The following is a 16,510-nucleotide window of genomic DNA, read 5'->3' as shown; positions in this document are numbered from 1 at the left end:
ATGGCACAATGTGACCAAAATCGGCCCGTTACCTGTCCGCCCGCTTTTTTATTAAGTTCTCCCGGTTATAAACCTGGCAAAATGAGAACCGGCTGGACACAAATGCACCCGGGTGGACAAATAAATGGAGTTTGCTAGCGACGGAATCTCTAGGTTTGTAATAGGCCAAGCGGATGGCCGGGTATCATGTTTGGAGTTCTGCTCTTCACGGCACTAACGAATCTGATCCAGGGCGATAGTGCTTCGCCCTGGCCCTTTCAGCATGTCGATAAACGGGCAAAACTCTCCAACAGCGCCATCACCTCGGTCTACATGGATCAATATGACTATGTATGGCTGGGCACCTGGGATGGACTGAACCGCTACGACGGCAGCTCTATTAAAGTATACAAGCCCGATCCTTTCCTGAAAGGGACCATCAGCAACAACATTATCCGCAATTTCCTCGAAGACGGGAAAGGAAACCTATGGATCGTGACCCACCAGGGCATTAATAAGTACAACCGCACAACGGATTCATTTCAAACCTACCTCGACAGCCTGAACGATATTCCATTCCTGGAATATAATATAAGAGCCTGCATCGGTGCCGACTCCGCGGTGTGGACCAGCCTGATCGGCAGGGGCATCAGCCGTTATGCCGCGGAAAGGAACACTTTCGTTCCGGTGAATTTTGAAGGGGTCGATGCGTCGTGGCTAACGTCGGTGATCAACCTGGGCCAGCATGAAGGACTGATGTACCTGCTGGGCAACGACGGCAAACTGGTGTGCACCGTCAACAACCGTTTGGTGTTCAGCAAACAGCTTGCAAACCGGAAGCCGATCGCTTTCCATGCTTTCCTTCGTCTCGGGAAGCGTTATATGCTGGCAGTCGCCACCACGGATGGACAACTTCTCTTATATGATCTGGCCGATGCCGAAAAAGGACCGGATCATATTGAACTGGGCGCCGTCACGGTTTCTTCGCTTTCAGAGAATCTTGATCACACCGCCCTTTGGCTGGGCACCGAGGCCGGCGATATTTTCAAAATAACAGAAGCTGTTGGAGGACTCACGGTCCGGCCCATGAATTCGTATTTTCCAGCCTTTTCAAAAGCGCACATAAAGATCCTCACCATCACGGAAACCAAACAGGATATTGTTTGGGTCGGCACCGACGGCGATGGCGTTTATAAATTCCTGACGCGCGCAAAAACATTCTATGCCATCCCGAAAGGCCAGCCGGAAGTCGGTCAGCTTTCGCATAGCATCATCCGCTCGGTCTATGAGGATAATACCGGCACACTTTACATCGGTACGCGCGGCGGCGGATTGAACATCATCAATCCCGGCAATTCCAAGACAAAGATCGTTAACACCGCGAATGGTCTGAGCAACAATGCGGTGCTCGCCATCAACAAAGATCACGAAGGAAATATCTGGGTAGGGCTCGACGGCGAAGGCATCGACATGATCGAAGCAGGCACGCATAAAATATTTCACTTCCCGCAAGATTTTGAAAACGACAATGAGCTTTCGTTCAGTTCGGTCTACGCCATCTGCGTGGATGCGTTCAACGACATCTGGCTCGGCACCAGCGGGTATGGTATCATCCACCTGAAGGTGGTCAAAACACCCCGTGGCTATCGGCTGCAGGACTACGATCAGTTGTCACACCCGGACAAAGCACGGTCAACCGGGATCAAGAGTAATATCGTTTACGCGATCGTCGAAGAAAAACCAAACACCCTCTGGTTTGGTACGCGCGGGGGAGGAGTTTACCGGTACAATGCGTTGACCCGGAAAATAGAAGAGCACATTCAGGCAGACCCTCGAGACAAAAACAGACTCAGCAACAACGACGTGCTGAGCCTGTACCTGGACCAGCAAGAGCAACTATGGATCGGCACCAGTGGCGGACTGAACCGGCTGTTCCTTCAAAGCAGACCCTATCGGCTGGAACATTTTTCGCAACACGAAGGACTTCCCAACAACACGATCCACGGCATCCTCGAAGATCCGAAAGGCAACATCTGGCTTTCGACGAACCACGGCCTGGTCATGTATGATGCCATAAAAAACACGTTCAAGAATTTTGACACGAACGATGGCTTGCAGAACAACGAGTTTACCGACGGCGCTGCGTTTCGCTCCAGGACCTCTGAAAAACTTTTTTTTGGTGGCATCGAAGGATTGGATGTTGTCTATCCGACCAAGATCAATACGCAAAATTATTTTCCACGGCTGAGTGTCACAGAATTCCAGGTGCGGAATGCCATGATCACACCCGGCGACGACAGCCAGATCCTTACACAGAACATCGACCGCACGGAAAATGTAACGCTGAAGTACGATCAGAACTTTATCAGCTTTTTCTTCACGACGCTGGACTACTGGAATAAACAGAAAAGTGAGTATGCTTATTTCCTCGAGAACTTTGATAAAGACTGGAACTACATCGGGCAACAACAAGCGGTCACGCTGACCAACATTCCACCCGGCCACTACAAACTGAGCATCAATTATACAAACGAAAACGGCGATTGGGCCCCGCTCCCCAAGACCATCAACATCGTGGTAACGCCGCCGTTCTGGAAAACCTATTGGGCGTATGCATTCTATGTCTTTCTGACCATTGCCCTTCAGGTCGGTATCATCCTGTTTATTCGGCGCAGAGCCCGTGCGAAGAAGGCCCTGACCATCGAAAAATTTAAGGCCGTGCAGCTAAAAGAATTGAACGACTACAAGCTCCAGTTTTTTACCAACGTCGCCCACGAATTCCGCACACCCTTAACGTTGATCCTTGGCCCGGTGGCTTCCCTGCTCCATAAAAACAAGGATGCCGGCGAGCAGCAACAGTTGAAGACGGTTTACAGTAACTCGCTCCGGCTCCAGAAATTAATCGATGAACTGATACAGTTCCGTAAAATAGAAAGCGGCAAAGATTTGCTCACCCTCTCCACGATCGACCTGGTGCCTTTTACACAGGAGATCGTAGAGTCCTTCCAGCAGCATGCGGTCGACTATGAAGTACACCTGGAGTTTTACCCTGAACCGGAGTCATTGCCGGCGCTGGTCGACTATAAAAAGATGGAGAAGATCCTGATCAACCTGATCTCCAACGGCATCAAATACAATACGAAAGGAGGGATGATCAGTGTGTCACTGAAGGAATCGCAAGGCAAAGCGATGTTCACCATACGCGATGAAGGCGTGGGCATTGCCGAGGAGAACCGGAACAAGATCTTCGAGAGCTTCTATCACAATCCGGAGGAAGTACTCGATCAAAATGGTTTTGCGAAGAGCACCGGCATCGGGCTTTCACTGACCAAAAGCATGGTGCAAATACACCGTGGGGAAATTCAAGTGGATAGCAAGATCGGAAAGGGAAGCACCTTCACGGTATTGATCCCGGTCACCCGTGAATACTACGGCGATCTCCCCGAAGAGAATGCCATGATCCTGCCTTCCTCAAACCTGGTGGAAAAAGTGTCGCTTGAATTTGACACCAACTATTACCTGACCGGTCAATCCGAGGAGACTCTGAACACCGCTGCAGGCCCACATCCCTACTCGCTGTTGGTGGTGGATGACAATGCCAATATCATTTCGTTGCTCGAGCATATCCTTTCCGACAAATACAGGATCTATAAAGCCCGCAATGGCAAAAAGGCCCTGGAGATCCTGGAGGAAGAGCGAATCGACCTGGTGATCAGCGACGTCATCATGCCCGACATGGATGGCCTTACCTTGTGTAAAAAAATAAAGGAAGATATAGAGAGCAGTCACATCCCCGTGATCCTGCTCACGGCGAAAGGAGAGATCGAAAACAGGATCGAAGGACTCCAGGTGGGCGCGGACTCTTACATCCCCAAACCCTTTCACCCTGAACATCTTTTTATCCGGATCGAGAAGCTCATCGAACGCATGGAACTGATCCGCAAGAAATTCAAAAACCTGGACGACCTGGAGCTCACCCATCTCTCCACGGGCATTGGCGAAAAGGACGACGACTTCTTTTCCAAAATAACCGCATGCATCCAGCTCCACCTGAGCGAACCCGAATTCAACGCCGACACCATCGCCGAATACGTCAACATGAGCAAGGCTTCCCTCTACAAAAAAGTGAAGACCATCACCGGTATGACGCCGCACGGCCTGATAAAACAATTCCGCCTGAAGAAAGCGGCCGACTTGCTGCGAAACACCAGCCTGAGTGTTTCTGAAGTGATCTATGAAACCGGGTTTAATAGCCGCTCGTATTTTTACAAATCCTTCAACGAAATGTTCCATTGTCATCCGAAGGATTTTGAGAGAGCTAAGGGAGCCTAAAGGCGAGTGAATTCTGCAATGATCTTGCGGTACATTTCAAACGCCGGTTTAGGGGAATAGTCATCGCGCAGAATGCCGAATCGATAGAAAAGATCCTGTACGTTACTATCGGCATCACGAAGCGCAAAGAGTTCGTAATGTGTGATGTGAAAGATTTTTCGGTGACGATATAGAATACGAATGATTTTTTCCAATTGCTCCGCCTGGCGTTGCTCCGTGCGATCTATGCCGGTTGGCCAGCCGTTTTCAGTAATATGCAAAGGGATAGTGGCACGAATGCCGGCTTGTCCAATGTCAGCCCGGAACATCGTAACAAGTCCGGTGATGGGACCTTCCAGATCGTCCCCGGCGATGGGTCTGAACACATCCGGGAAAAAGTCCAGGCCTACATAGTCGAGAGCATCATAAAACGCGGGGGAGGCCAGCGAGGCAATCTCAAGCCAGAATGTTTTTTTGGGATTGAAGTCGGGTGTGGCATTAAAGCCGACGACCGTCCGCAAGCAGAGCGCCCTTATTTCTTCCTTGGCAACAACGATGCCTTCCACCAATGCCTTACGTGAATGTTTAAAATAGCCATCCAGCGAAGGAAGGTTGGCGTTGGCTTCTTCCGTGACCTGGAGCTTGGCCAATCGCTTGCCATACGTTCGAATGGTGTCGCGGATAAATGCTTTCCAGCCGGTCATATCTTCCTCATCGCTTTGAAAACAGAGCACCACGTCGAGCAGCCGGTTGTCATTCGCATATTGTTCGGGTTGGGATGGCGTGGAATAAACTGCTCCTTGTCTTGATTTATAGGGAATGTAAGCGCGCACAAGAAAGGAGGGAGCGTCTCCTTGAAGGATGCGTAGGGCGTGCTCGATAGCCTGGGATGAATCGGTAGGGCCGGTCGTGAGCCCGGAGTCCGTCCCGCTCATGCCCCCGGGGTAAATCCCGAACGTGAATGGATCGTGGGGAAGGGGTTTCATAATAAATTGTATTTTGGTTATAGATCACTTAAAAGTATTTCTAAAATGTAATAAATAGAACCAAAATGATATTTATTTTGTAAATTATACCCAAAATGCAGTATATGAAGCCACTGGTAGAACTCGTTTCGGAATGGTCTAGGTTTGAAGAACACCATCCCAGCCCAACCCTGGAGGCCTTTGCCGGCTATCTGGTAGCCCGGGGTAAGGCGAATGAAGGAGGCAAAAAGGGAAAAGAAAAGCAGGGTCAATTGGCACGCATCATCGGCCGGCTCGCCAGTGCCTACGCGCTCTATCATCGCGCCGCCATGGTGGACATGCACTTGCCCACGCCCGATAGTTTCTATTATCTCAACAGTTTGAACCAATTGGGAGAAGTGAAAAAGATGGTGCTGATCCAATACCACTTTGCGGAAACCACGACCGGCATGCTGGCCATCAACACCCTCATCGCCGAAGGCTTTATAAAAGAACGGGCCGACCCCGACGACGGCCGCGCCAAGCTGGTGAAGCTTACTGAAAAGGGAACCCGCAAACTTCAGGCATGCATGCGCCAGGCCGTCAAAGTAAACGACATGATCTTCAGCGGCCTGCCCGACGAGACCATCGACTTGTGTTGCCAGTTGTTGTCGCCCCAGGAGAAAAAGCATTCCCAGTTGGCGGTGCAGTTAAAAAGCGAACCGTTCGACGCCATGCATGCCGCGATCATGAAGGAGGCAAAGCCGTCGTGAAATAGAAAGAGGAGACGAACCTAAGAGGGTTCCACAGGGGGTAGAATTTCGCAAGCCCGATCCAAAAAGATCGCCTGGTGTGGATTGATCATCTCCTTGGCTTTGTCGTACGACATCCATTCGGCGCGGTCCACCTCCGGAACGTCTTTGTATTTTCCTGATCGTGGCGGCCACTCCAGGGAGAACGTGTTGGAAACAATACCGTTGGCCGGATCCCATGCGCCGGTGAACAACCAAACATGCATGGTCTTGCCACTTTTTAATTTTGTGGATTTCAAAGAGTAAAACGGCGGGGTTGGCGTGATGCCCGTCTCCTCAACAAATTCGCGTTGGGCGGCGAGGAGCAGGTCTTCCGCGTCGTCGGGCATGCCCTTGGGAATGCTCCAGGCCCCTTCGTCCTTGCGCGCAAAAAAAGGTCCTCCCGGATGGACCAGGAAAAATTCAAGCGCGCTCGACGCGTTCCGGCACATGAGCATTCCGGCAGTGACCTGAGACATGGCGGTGTTATTTATCGCAAGTTGAATAAATTTGCAGCCATAAAAAAGAGGACGGCTTTTGCAGCGCGCCCTCTTTACATGAAAACGGGACAAGAGATTATTTCAGACCGTACAGCTCAACATGGGCCTTGTCGGCCTGGCTGTTCGGCAGGGTCTTGTAGGTGAAGACCACCTTTTTGATCTCCTGGTTGGGACTCTTCAGGTCGATGACGCGTGTTTCGGAGTTGGGTTTCATCTCGTTCTTCACGTCGAAATCTTCCTTATCGCCAGACTCATAGATGACCTCTATATTGGCAATGTTGATGGGCGCGTCGGTCACTTTCAGGAGAATGGATTTGAATTTATCCTTACCCATCACAGCGATGGATTCGTTCTCCATTTTAAAGTCGGCCTTCACTTCCCCGATCTTGTGCCATCCGGGCTTGTTGCTGAACATGATGGCGGGCTCCTGTGCCAGGGCTGCCATAAAAGTGATGCAAAGCAAGCACAATAAAATTGATACCTTTTTCATAAGTTGTTTTTGAGTTAGTTCTGTCTGTCTATACCCAAAAGGCATACCATGAGCAAGGCGTGGCTGGGGCGCTGGAATCGCGGTTTCTATGGAATAAATTTGTGAATGATTTCTACAAGCTGGTATAGACGAGCATTTTTTTCCACAGCGGGATCAGGGAACTTGGTTTAACTACTTTCCCGCCGTATAAGCCATCTTCATGAACTTCTTCACTTCGGCGTTGAGATCTTCCTTGCTGGAAAGACGCAAGTGGTGGTTGAACTGTGAAGTGCCGGGGACCTGGGCAATTTTCTGAAAACACAGATTATCTTCATACGGCTTATCGAACGGAAAGACCACGTCCACAAAATCCCGCCCAAGGCGAATGACATAAGCGATCCTCGTTTTCGCCGCCAGGCCGATCATGGATTTGGTTGGATGCAGCGTGACGGGACCGATCTTTTGATATTGCTCCACAAAATGCCGGAACAACGATAGCGTGTGCTCGGACTTGTTGTGCAGGAAATCGTCCAGCACCTTGTCGCCACAAGAATGGGTTTGGTTGGTGTTCACAAAAGTTTGCTGGCAAAGGGGACACGTCCACATACGATCGCTGTTGACTTACCCCTTGAATGCGGTGATGATCAGGAACAGCCCGGCGGCGATGCCCACCAGCATGTCCAATCGACCCATGAAAAAGAAAAAGCTATAGTGTGATTTTTTTCCCGATCGGATCAGCAGCAGCGTGAACGTGCAAAAGAAAATGATCCCGAAAATCAACTTGTAGTAGACCATAGGAAAGGAGCTTGATCTCCTGAAGGTAGGAAAATCCGCCGGTTTCTCCCAGCAAAAAAAAGAACAATCCCACGGAATGGGTGGCCGAGAACGGCGCCATTTCGCGGGATCGTTTTAGCAACCGCTCAGGCTGCCTTTTGGACGGGAAAGATCCCAAAGTTGAGCAACTCCGTGTGACGGACCACAGAGATATCGACCATACTCAAAATGTCCTTTTTCGTAAGCTCCTTAAAAAGCTCCTGCAGGGAGTTCATCGGCTTGCCGTTAAACGAGGTGATGATGTCGCCCTCCTTCACCTGCGACAAAGCCGCGGGCGAGTTGGGCTCGATGCTTACCACGAACAAGCCCTTTTGATTGGGCAAATGAAAATGACGCAACACTTTCGGCGTGATGTTGACCTCTTGCAACATGAAGCCGAGATAGGCCTTGAAGACCTTGCCGTTCTTGATGATCTGACGGGCCACTTCCTTCGCCGTGTTGATGTCGACCGAGAAACTCAACCCTTGCGCGCCGGTGATGATGGCGGTGTTCACGCCCACCACTTCGCCGTCGGTGTTGATGAGCGGACCGCCGGAGTTGCCGGGATTGAGGGCGGCATCGGATTGGATCACATTGTCCACCAGCATACCCGATTGCGAGCGCAACGTTCGCCCCAAAGCACCCACTACTCCCGTGGTGACGGTGTGCTGATAGCCATAGGGATTTCCAATCGCGATCACCAACTGCCCGATCTGCAGTTGCTGGGCATCGCCAAGGGCCGCCACGGAATAGCCGTCGCTGTAAATTTTTAAAATGGCCAGGTCGGTATCGGGGTCCTGGCCGATAACAATGGCTTCGATCTCGTTCTCGTTGAGGAGCGACACCATGATCTTCTCCGCACCCTGCACGACATGGTGGTTCGTAAAGACGAACCCGTCCGACGAAAAGATAAATCCGGAACCGGAACCTGCAGGCCTTAACTTGCCTTGAACCGTTTTGAAGACATCGATCTTGACCACGGCGTTCTTGGCGATGTTCACCGCCGAGATGATCGTTTGTGAAAAAGCATCCATAGGAAGAATTTTCGGTTCTTCCCTCAAAATAAAGTCCAGCACAAACCAAAGGTAGATTTGGCTGCTTATTGAATCCCGGGAGAGCCAAAATGACAGAATACAGACGCAGGTCGTTTTTTGACTGACAAATTTCTGGACCTTGGAACAAAATGAGTGTTCCGGAGCCAGTAGTCAGTAGCCTGGCGCTTCAGACAAATTAACCGCCGACAAGTTTCCTGGCCTCCAATAAGATTTGCACTTCGGCGAACATGACCGACAGGTCATCCAATTCCTGGTCGCTGTACACCAGGAAAAGATTGCTGTGGGGACTGGAATAAATGTGATGCCGTCCATGCGGGAAGGCATGGAAATTTTCGAGGGAATGGCGGTAGGAGAGCACCCACTCGAAGAAACGAAGCATGGCATCTTCATCGAACACCAGCAATACGGTTTTGAAGGCCACATTGTATTCGAGGCAACATGGACAACGGCTCACAAAGCCATGGGCGGATTCGGCAAGGATCTCACGGTCTGATTCGCTATGCATAGGAAAAAGATTTAAAAAATAGAGAGGATCTTTTGTGCTTAATAACTATTTCGTGGTCATCTGGAAATTGCGCGTACCGTCCGGTTGATAAATAAAACGGAACGTGAAGTAGCGGGCCAACGGGCGTGTAGCCAGGTCAGCAAATTCAGCGGTAGTCGTGGAAGGATTGCCTTTGTAGTAGCTGATGATCTCCAGCTTGGCATATTTGCCATCGGCGGTCTTCACCACGATGATCTTGCCGGCGATGGGCAGAATAGCATGGTTAGGTACGCTGGTGGTGCCGGTGTAGGTATACCAACCGTTGCTGCCGGTGATCGCTTTCGCTGCTGCCGCATCGGAAACAAAACCGCCTTCAGGTGCCTCTGTGAGTTCGTCGAAGATGCCGCTCACAATTTGTCCCTGTGCCTGACCGGGGCCGCTGACGCCGCCATTGAGAATGAGGGTGGTGCCGCGGAAGCCGATATCCCATTGCGTGGAAACGCTGTCCGTGTTCGCCACGACGGCGTTGTTCTTGAAACTGAAGAGTGTGAATTTTGTGGTGCTTTCCGAGTTGAGATCTTTCACTTCGCTGGCGGTGAGTTTCACGGGTTCTTTGTCATCGTCGTCGCTGCACGCGGCGATGGCGAGAGATGCAAAGAAAAGGAATGCTACTTGGAGTTTTGTTTTGTAGTTCATTTGTGTATAGGTATTAGAGTTTAAAATTTTACTGATTTGATTTGCCCTTTGCCGAAAACGTAAAGGCGACACTGGCCCACAAAAGCCTCCCGGGCACGGAAGGAATGTATTGTGGGTCGGTATAGTTGAACAGGTTATCGCATCCCGTCTGCAAACGGAGCGATTTGCGAAAGGTCTTGGCCACGGAAACATTCACGGTGACGTAGCCTTTCACATATTCGCTGGCGTCGTCGAGGATGGTGTTGTTGTTCATATCGGCAAACCCATAGCGGCCGCGATAGATCGCCCGGAGCGTAGCGCTCCAACCGCTCGCATTGTGATTGTAAAAAGCCTTGGCGTTCACCATATGCCGCGAGCGATTGAAAAGACCGCCATACTCACTCGGCTTCACGCGGCGTGTGATGTTGGTCTCAGGATCGCGCGCATAGACATCGAGGGCCTTCAGTGCATCGACCACCGACTTGTCTTTAGCCACCAGGTATTGATACCCCAGCGAAAACGTCATGGCCTCCGTCAACGTGTGGACACCATCCAGCTCAAGCCCTTGCGTGTACACTTTGGCCAGGTTGTAATAGCTGTACACAAATTGGCCATTGGTTTTGCGCGCTACGGGCTTGGTGTCGATGATGTCTTTGATGTCATTCCGGAAAGCGTTTATGGTGACAGAAGTCTTTTTATAGGGCTGCAACTTGAACCCTAGATTATAAGCGTGCGACGACTCTGCTTTGATCTCGCCAAAAGAGGCGGGGTCAGCGAGCATCTGGTCGATCTGTCCCTGCGCCTGGAGTTGGGTAATGCCGGCAACGAGCTCCTGCGAGCCCAGCACCGTATAGCCCACCGTGGAGTTGGTAAAGTTTAGGTAAAGCTGGCGGAAGTCCGGCGCCTTAAAGCCCATCCCAAACGATCCGCGCACGCCAAGCCAACGATTCACCTCATATTGCGCCGAAAGCTTTGGGCTAAACTGCGACCCATATGCGCTGTGGTGGTCGAACCGCCCGCCGATCAACAGGTTCAGCTTTGTGAGAGGCTGCCACTCGTATTGAGCATACGCGTAGTCGGTCTGATATTTCATCCTGGCATCATACCGCGTCGCCTCGACACTTTCCCAAATGCGCCCAACCCCCAGCGTCATCACGTTTTTGGAATTGAAGAAATACTCACCCTGCACTTCCGGACGCGTAAACGTTTGGTCAAAGAACGTGTCGTCATACACCACACCGTCGGATTGGTAGTTCAGCGTTGACGTAGTGCTGTACTTTGAACTGTTGAAGCGAAGGGTGGTCTTGAACTTGTCGGACACGTTGACATAAACCACCGGATTGAAGTTCCAATCCTTGACGTCACCTTTACCATCCAGCAATACGGGTGTTCCGGCGGTGCCGATATCGGTGATGCTCGTCTGCGCCTCCGTAAAATACCGGCCCGAAAGCGACAACCGCACCCGCTTCGAAAATTCATACCCGGCGCGCAACCGATACGTGTAGTTGGTGAACGGGCTCACTGTTTTTCCCTGCGTTTCCGGCGACAGATCATAGCCGTCCGTGCTGTAGCGGTTGGCAAATCCATACAAACCCAGTTTTTTGGTTTGATAATTCAGTGACCCCGAAAAGTCGGCCGTTTGGTTACTGCCATAGCGCGCCGAGAACATCCCGTTGGTTCCGGATGGACGATCGGTGATGATGTTGATCACACCCGCCAGCGCTTCGGAGCCATACAGGCTCGAGCTGGGACCTTTCATGATCTCCACTTGGCGGATGTTGCCCACAGCAATGCGATTCAACTCCAGCGTCCCGGACGTGCGCCCGATCAACGGTTCCCCATCAATGAGGATGAGCGTGTACTCCGGCGTGAACCCTTGCATCTGTATACCGGTCCCATGGTCACTCACAATGGCAAGCCCGGTTTGTTCGGCCAGCACGTCGTTGAGCCTTAACGACCCCATGTTCTTGATCTGCTGCTGGGGAATCACCGTCACCGGCACCGGCAAGTCCGACAATGCGCGCTCGCTGCGGGTTGCTGTAACGACCACCGCGTCGAGCTCGCGTGAGGCGAGCGAGTCCTGGGCCAGCGCATCTGTTTTTCCCAGCAAAGCCATAACCACCAGGCCGTAGGCAACCTGCAGCCGCTTTTGAAAAACGGAATGCAAAAATGTTGGGGGCGTAGAGAAGATCGTCATGACATTACAAGGCCGGTAGTTCATGGACGAGCGCTCTCCACTCTGACTTTTCCGGAATACCCGGTTTGCGCAAGCCAAAGAATTGGGTGATGAGATTTTTTTCTTTATCGAAAAGCTCCACGGAGGTCACGTCGCCTTCGGTCGTAGGTTTGCGAACCACCCAAGCGGTGTGCACCAGGTCCATGCGCATGTGCATGTTGAAGTCGGGATCGAGCACGTTGAGCCATTGCTCCGCGCCGGTGTGCCCGCGGTCGAGCAGGCGTATGGTCCTTACTTTCCCTTGGTGGATTTGCAGATTGCCGCGGTTGCCGGCGAAGATCATAATCGGAAGCTTGCTGACGGAGGCGTTGTCCAGAATTTGCTTCGGCGTCACTTTGGCATTTACCTGGAACGTGAACCGCCCGCTGGCCAACTCCAACGCCCGATAGCGACTCACCTGGTGGCGGCGCAGCAAACCAAAGAAGTCGTGAGTATCTTTCAGTTCGCTCCACTCGTTCAAAAACGCGTCGGCATCGGTGGGACCGTTGTGGACATCGAGAGCATAAGGTTCTACATCGAGCTCGCGGCTTTGATCTTCTGCCCGGAATTCGTCCACTAATTTTTCATAGGCGGCCTCGTCGCTTTTTTCCTGGAGATAGATCTTTGTCACGGCCTCGCCGGATCTATCAAAGATCTGGATGCTTTTCAGCACACGATCCGATTTCTCTTCTGTCGCCGCAAAGGCAAAATGCCAGCCTGAAAAAAACACCCTCGTTTCAATGGGACCGATCACGGTCGCCATCGCGCGCGTATCTTCGCCCATCACGTTCACGTCCTGGAAGGGACCTTTGTGTTCCAGGATGCAGGCGTTGTTGCGTGTGAGCGACATCACTTTACCCAGGGTTTTAAAACGGTTCAACAGCTCGGGCCAGGGACCTTGCAGACGTGTCACACCATCGTGTAATTTTGTGGCCAGCAATTCGGCTTCGCTGACACCGAGTTCCTTTGCCGCTTCGCGAATGCGAATGCCGGGCTTTGCGCTTTGAACACCTTTCCAGGCTTCGCTCAGGGTGAATGATCTGCTTTCAATGATCGTGCTCATGTGGTTATGGAGTTAAGAGTTTGTTATAGACTTGATTTTATTTTTCGATGACCAGGGAAGGGGATGGTGCGAAGACTTCCCGCTCGGGAATGATGTAGGGACAGTTGTTGCACGGATCGCGGTATACGTTTACGCGACAGCAAAACGTTTCCTCGATGATTGATTTTGTAAAAACATCGTGTGCTGAGCCGGAAGCCACAAGCTTTCCGTCCCGGAGAAAGTAAAGATGATCGGCAAACAACACCGCCTGGTTCAGGTCGTGCACAATGGCCATGACGCCGATGTTGCGCTCGCATACTTTTTTAGCAAGGCTGAAGATGTGTTGCTGTTGTGCGATGTCGAGACTGCTGGTAGGCTCGTCCAACAACATATAGCGCGGATACAGCGTCTCCTCCCAAACCTGCACCAGCACCCGGGCCAACTGCACCCGCTGCTTTTCGCCACCCGACAACGTGAGATAGCTCCGCTCGCGAAACACATCCGTTCCCGTGAGAGCCATGACTTCATCCACGATCGCCTCATTTTCTTTTCTCGACGACCGGTAGCCATGTCGCCCCAGCGCTACGATCTGCTCCACCGTAAAAGCAAACTGCACGGTCGTACTTTGTGGCAACACCGCCCGGACGAACGAAAGCTCGCGTGGCGAATAGGCCTTGGCAGACTTGCCATTGATCACAATGTCACCGTGATAGCCCGCGTACTCCAAGGCCATCGTCTTCAACAATGTGCTCTTGCCCGCGCCATTGGGCCCCACCACGGCGGTGAATTGCCCTGGAGCAATCGCGAGGCTGACATCGTGCAAAAGAATTTTTTCGCGGACGCGATACGAAAGATGAGAAGCCTGGTACATTATAGTTCGTGTTTGCGTTTAGCGTTCATCAACAACCCGATAAAAAACGGTGCGCCGACAAGCGCCGTCACCACGCCGATGGGCAACTCGGAAGGACTCACCACGGTGCGGGCGATCACATCAGCCAAAACCAGCAATAAGGCTCCACCCAAAACGGAGGCGGGCAGCACCAGACGATTATCGGAATGGAAAGAAACACGGATCACGTGCGGCACCACCAACCCTACAAATCCGATAATGCCCGAAAGCGACACGCTGATGCCCACGGCCAGTGCTGCAAAAATGATGATGCGCCGCTTCGTGCTTTCAACATTCACGCCCGTGTGATAGGCTTCGGCTTCCCCTAATGAAAACAGGTTCAGCGAAGGCGCAAAGAACAGCAAGCCGGCACACGCCGTGACCAGGAGGGGAGCTGCGAAGGTTAACTTGTCCCAGGTGGCTCCGCCCAGATCGCCCAAGGTCCAGAAGGTGAATGTGCGCAGCTGATTTTCATCGGCATAAAAAATAGCAAGCCCGATCACCGCCCCGGCCAGCGCATTGAGCGCCACACCGGTCAGAATAAGGATCGCGATGTTTGTCTTCCCCATTTGACTGCTCAACTTCAGCACGATGAACGTAGCCAGCATGCCGCCACCAAACGCCACCAGTTGCAAAAGCGAATGATACAACCATCCATTCACCGGCAACGGCAAGGCGCTGCCAAAAACGATCACCATCACTACCGCCGAAGCCGAACCACCGGAAACCCCGATGAGGCTGGGCTCAACAAGCGGATTCCTGAACAGGGCTTGCAAAGCCGAGCCACTCACACCCAGCGATGCGCCGATCAGAACGGTCATGATGATGCGCGGAAGCCGGATAGACGACAACACAATTTCATGCATGCCCTCCACCGTCACACTTCGAAAAAGCCCCAGCTTCTGAAGCAGGATGACGGCAACATCCTTCACGGGAATTGAAACAGCACCAACCGACAAGGAGAACAACGTTGCCGTGATCAGGCAGAAGCTCAGTCCCGTCAGGATTAGGGTGGTCCGGTAGTCGCGCGTGGCGAGTATAAGATTCATCACGGCTTATTTCGAACGCAACTCAGGATGCAACAACACAACGATCTCTTTTATCGCCTCGCCTACACGCGGACCGAAATTGGTGAGCTTCAGGCTTTCAACGGCCACGATCTGCCGTTTCATCCCCGCCGTGGTCTGCGCCACACCAGGCACTTTCAGCATGCCATCAACGCCGCCGATACTTTCCAATCCCATAGACACCATGAGAAGATAGTCTGGGTTGGCCGCGATCAGCGACTCTGTATTTAAAGGTTTGTAACCGTCGATGTCCGCCACAGCGCTGGTGGCTCCTACATAAGATAGAATGTTGCCAAACGTATTTTTGCCTGCCATGCTCACCGTCGCCGTGCCGCGGTTGTAGATACAGATCACTTTCGGATGGGAAGTCGTCTTCTTTAAGAGCGCATTGGCTTCCGCCAGGTCGCTGTCGATTTTAGCGATGAGCTTTTTTCCTTCGGCTTCCCGTTTCAGCGCCGCGGCAATTTGCGTGATGAATTTTTTGGTATCGCCGATCTCGGGTTTGCGATCAATGATCAACAGCTTGATGCCACTCGCCCCCAGTTGCTCAAGGACAGCGTCTTCCACATAATCCTTCTCTGCGATAATAAGGGTAGGCTTCAGGCTAATAATTCCCTCCGCATTGATACCCCCGCGGTAACCTATGGAGGGTAGCTGCTGGATGTGAGCAGGGTAGAGGCTGGTGCGGTCGGAGGCGATGATCTTATCACAGTCGCCGAGAGCGCATACCGTCTCCGTGAGCGCGCTGCCGGCGGTAATGATCCGTTCTTGCGCGACGGCGATGAAGGAAATGAGAAGCAGGATTAGGGTGAGAACAGTATTTATAGAGCGACTAGAATGCGTTTTCATATTTTGTTTAGATTGATTCTAAACAAATGTAGATATTGACCTATCCCTGCGTCAATCGCTTGTTGGAGTCAATTTTTGAGGAACAAAATGAGTAGTTCGGCCCCCGTTGTCGTACTCCGGATAGGGTAGTCGCTCAGCCCTGACGTACCCTTATCTGGGGATTTATGGATCTTGCCAAGGTGATAGAAGCGCGCATCGTTACACATCGGAAATGAACGATGGTCTTATCCGTCCGCTGAGGCCCTTTTATCCCTTGAAACCCACTCCATTAACGCTGAGTTAACAGGGAGGAAGTAATCGCGCGGGCACTAAATTATTTTTTTGGTGTGTCCCAACGTTTTCCCCCGATCGTGCGTCTAACGTGTGGGCTGATCAACAAATAGATTGGCTGTGCTGCATTGCACTTGATGGATAAAGAGGAAAACGA

General features: G+C 51.8%; 15 protein-coding genes. 2 read left to right on the top strand and 13 right to left on the bottom strand.

Annotated elements, in window-relative coordinates; translation table 11 throughout:
- Nucleotides 1-186: 186 nt before the first annotated feature.
- Nucleotides 187-4,311, top strand: coding sequence for a hybrid sensor histidine kinase/response regulator (locus BUB30_RS03355; RefSeq protein ID WP_073131055.1), 4,125 nt, complete (start codon nucleotides 187-189; stop codon nucleotides 4,309-4,311).
- Here the strand turns inward: BUB30_RS03355 and BUB30_RS03350 are convergent.
- Complete coding sequence (locus tag BUB30_RS03350; RefSeq protein ID WP_073131053.1) at nucleotides 4,308-5,276, bottom strand: hypothetical protein; 969 nt, start codon at nucleotides 5,274-5,276, stop codon at nucleotides 4,308-4,310. The genes BUB30_RS03355 and BUB30_RS03350 overlap by 4 nt on opposite strands.
- A 104-nt stretch (nucleotides 5,277-5,380) precedes the next feature.
- Here BUB30_RS03350 and BUB30_RS03345 point away from each other — a divergent pair, with 104 nt between their 5' ends.
- Nucleotides 5,381-6,007: a MarR family winged helix-turn-helix transcriptional regulator gene (locus BUB30_RS03345; protein ID WP_073131051.1), complete on the top strand. Its 627-nt coding sequence runs from the start codon at nucleotides 5,381-5,383 to the stop codon at nucleotides 6,005-6,007.
- A gap of 20 nt (nucleotides 6,008-6,027) precedes the next feature.
- Here BUB30_RS03345 and BUB30_RS03340 read toward each other — a convergent pair whose 3' ends face one another.
- From BUB30_RS03340 to BUB30_RS03290, 12 genes are all read right to left on the bottom strand, one after another.
- A complete protein-coding gene (locus BUB30_RS03340; protein WP_073131049.1) occupies nucleotides 6,028-6,504 on the bottom strand; it encodes an NUDIX hydrolase in 477 nt (158 codons plus the stop codon).
- Nucleotides 6,505-6,601: 97 nt separating this feature from the next.
- Nucleotides 6,602-7,015 (bottom strand): hypothetical protein, encoded by a 414-nt coding sequence (locus BUB30_RS03335; RefSeq protein WP_143164742.1) that lies wholly within the window; start codon nucleotides 7,013-7,015, stop codon nucleotides 6,602-6,604.
- 171 nt (nucleotides 7,016-7,186) lie between these two features.
- The gene (locus tag BUB30_RS03330; protein WP_221408660.1) at nucleotides 7,187-7,600 is read right to left on the bottom strand and encodes a DUF5655 domain-containing protein; all 414 of its coding nucleotides are present in this window, start codon (nucleotides 7,598-7,600) and stop codon (nucleotides 7,187-7,189) included.
- Nucleotides 7,601-7,615: 15 nt separating this feature from the next.
- Nucleotides 7,616-7,789, bottom strand: coding sequence for a hypothetical protein (locus BUB30_RS35020; protein ID WP_178377006.1), 174 nt, complete (start codon nucleotides 7,787-7,789; stop codon nucleotides 7,616-7,618).
- A 125-nt stretch (nucleotides 7,790-7,914) separates the two neighbouring features.
- Nucleotides 7,915-8,841, bottom strand: a complete 927-nt coding sequence (locus BUB30_RS03325; protein ID WP_073131043.1) for a S1C family serine protease — start codon at nucleotides 8,839-8,841, stop codon at nucleotides 7,915-7,917.
- A gap of 196 nt (nucleotides 8,842-9,037) precedes the next feature.
- Nucleotides 9,038-9,367 (bottom strand): DUF6686 family protein, encoded by a 330-nt coding sequence (locus BUB30_RS03320; RefSeq protein WP_073131041.1) that lies wholly within the window; start codon nucleotides 9,365-9,367, stop codon nucleotides 9,038-9,040.
- A gap of 45 nt (nucleotides 9,368-9,412) precedes the next feature.
- Entirely contained in the window at nucleotides 9,413-10,042 is a 630-nt protein-coding gene (locus tag BUB30_RS03315; protein WP_073131039.1) for an HmuY family protein, read from the bottom strand.
- 28 nt (nucleotides 10,043-10,070) lie between these two features.
- Nucleotides 10,071-12,218 carry a TonB-dependent receptor plug domain-containing protein gene (locus BUB30_RS03310; protein ID WP_245804028.1) on the bottom strand — a complete coding sequence of 716 codons (2,148 nt, stop codon included), beginning with the start codon at nucleotides 12,216-12,218 and terminating at the stop codon, nucleotides 10,071-10,073.
- 4 nt (nucleotides 12,219-12,222) lie between these two features.
- Nucleotides 12,223-13,299: a hemin-degrading factor gene (locus BUB30_RS03305; protein ID WP_073131037.1), complete on the bottom strand. Its 1,077-nt coding sequence runs from the start codon at nucleotides 13,297-13,299 to the stop codon at nucleotides 12,223-12,225.
- Between the two features lie 37 nt (nucleotides 13,300-13,336).
- Nucleotides 13,337-14,149 (bottom strand): heme ABC transporter ATP-binding protein, encoded by an 813-nt coding sequence (locus BUB30_RS03300; RefSeq protein ID WP_073131035.1) that lies wholly within the window; start codon nucleotides 14,147-14,149, stop codon nucleotides 13,337-13,339.
- Entirely contained in the window at nucleotides 14,149-15,216 is a 1,068-nt protein-coding gene (locus tag BUB30_RS03295) for a FecCD family ABC transporter permease (RefSeq protein WP_073131033.1), read from the bottom strand. Before BUB30_RS03295 ends, BUB30_RS03300 begins: the two co-directional genes overlap by 1 nt.
- Before the next feature lie 6 nt (nucleotides 15,217-15,222).
- Nucleotides 15,223-16,083 carry a heme/hemin ABC transporter substrate-binding protein gene (locus tag BUB30_RS03290; protein WP_073131031.1) on the bottom strand — a complete coding sequence of 287 codons (861 nt, stop codon included), beginning with the start codon at nucleotides 16,081-16,083 and terminating at the stop codon, nucleotides 15,223-15,225.
- Nucleotides 16,084-16,510: the final 427 nt, after the last annotated feature.

It is taken from the genome of Chryseolinea serpens (genome assembly GCF_900129725.1).
Classification (GTDB): domain Bacteria; phylum Bacteroidota; class Bacteroidia; order Cytophagales; family Cyclobacteriaceae; genus Chryseolinea; species Chryseolinea serpens.
This window is presented reverse-complemented; position numbering and strand designations above follow the sequence as displayed.

Bases quoted from the DNA above. Each gene is read 5' to 3' on its own strand.
- BUB30_RS03305 (WP_073131037.1), bottom strand. From the start codon at position 13,299: ATGAGCACGATCATTGAAAGCAGATCATTCACCCTGAGCGAAGCCTGG.
- BUB30_RS03350 (WP_073131053.1), bottom strand. From the start codon at position 5,276: ATGAAACCCCTTCCCCACGATCCATTCACGTTCGGGATTTACCCCGGG.
- BUB30_RS03345 (WP_073131051.1), top strand. From the start codon at position 5,381: ATGAAGCCACTGGTAGAACTCGTTTCGGAATGGTCTAGGTTTGAAGAA.
- BUB30_RS03320 (WP_073131041.1), bottom strand. From the start codon at position 9,367: ATGCATAGCGAATCAGACCGTGAGATCCTTGCCGAATCCGCCCATGGC.
- BUB30_RS03300 (WP_073131035.1), bottom strand. From the start codon at position 14,149: ATGTACCAGGCTTCTCATCTTTCGTATCGCGTCCGCGAAAAAATTCTT.
- BUB30_RS03295 (WP_073131033.1), bottom strand. From the start codon at position 15,216: ATGAATCTTATACTCGCCACGCGCGACTACCGGACCACCCTAATCCTG.
- BUB30_RS03310 (WP_245804028.1), bottom strand. From the start codon at position 12,218: ATGACGATCTTCTCTACGCCCCCAACATTTTTGCATTCCGTTTTTCAA.
- BUB30_RS03340 (WP_073131049.1), bottom strand. From the start codon at position 6,504: ATGTCTCAGGTCACTGCCGGAATGCTCATGTGCCGGAACGCGTCGAGC.
- BUB30_RS03335 (WP_143164742.1), bottom strand. From the start codon at position 7,015: ATGAAAAAGGTATCAATTTTATTGTGCTTGCTTTGCATCACTTTTATG.
- BUB30_RS35020 (WP_178377006.1), bottom strand. From the start codon at position 7,789: ATGGTCTACTACAAGTTGATTTTCGGGATCATTTTCTTTTGCACGTTC.
- BUB30_RS03355 (WP_073131055.1), top strand. From the start codon at position 187: ATGTTTGGAGTTCTGCTCTTCACGGCACTAACGAATCTGATCCAGGGC.
- BUB30_RS03330 (WP_221408660.1), bottom strand. From the start codon at position 7,600: ATGTGGACGTGTCCCCTTTGCCAGCAAACTTTTGTGAACACCAACCAA.
- BUB30_RS03290 (WP_073131031.1), bottom strand. From the start codon at position 16,083: ATGAAAACGCATTCTAGTCGCTCTATAAATACTGTTCTCACCCTAATC.
- BUB30_RS03315 (WP_073131039.1), bottom strand. From the start codon at position 10,042: ATGAACTACAAAACAAAACTCCAAGTAGCATTCCTTTTCTTTGCATCT.
- BUB30_RS03325 (WP_073131043.1), bottom strand. From the start codon at position 8,841: ATGGATGCTTTTTCACAAACGATCATCTCGGCGGTGAACATCGCCAAG.